We start from the raw sequence: 455 nt of genomic DNA, 5'->3' as shown, positions 1-455 counted from the left end.
ACTTTTGGCAATACCCCGGATGACGGGCGCAAACCCGCGCTGGCTGTCAGGCAGCATCTCTTCGTCGGAAGTTAACTGCACACCGCGCATCTGAACGCTGTCAAAAATATCACCGGCAGTGGAGGTATCCCCCAACGTCAGCTGTGATTTCAGCGGTACAATGGCACGGCTTCAGGATGTGCCAATGTTATCCCATGTGTTGTTACCGTCGTTTCGCGTCCAGGTGCTATAGTTACGTAACCGCCATGCCCCCAGGTTCATACCGCTGCGCAGATTCAGATAGTAGCTGTCGCTGTTGTAGCTGGTTTCACTGTCGTGTGCGTCATAGCTGGCGTTGCTGCCGGAAAAGTTATAATCCACCAGCAGGGCATTCACCCCTTCGTCCCACTGCGATTCTGGCACCGTACCGCGCGCTGTCTGCTTCATCGCAGCCTGCGGGAAGCTCATGATCAGGG

At 55.6% G+C, this 455-nt stretch carries 1 pseudogene; it reads right to left on the bottom strand.

The window, feature by feature from the left end:
- Nucleotides 1-426, bottom strand: a pseudogene (locus EAD96_RS31330) (fimbria/pilus outer membrane usher protein); the annotation flags it as partial.
- Between the last annotated feature and the right edge of the window lie 29 nt (nt 427-455).

It is taken from the genome of Micromonospora sp. BL1, assembly GCF_003667485.1.
GTDB lineage: Bacteria > Actinomycetota > Actinomycetes > Mycobacteriales > Micromonosporaceae > Micromonospora > Micromonospora tulbaghiae.
The sequence above is the reverse complement of the archived record's forward strand: the minus strand, read 5'-3'. Positions and strand labels throughout refer to the sequence as shown.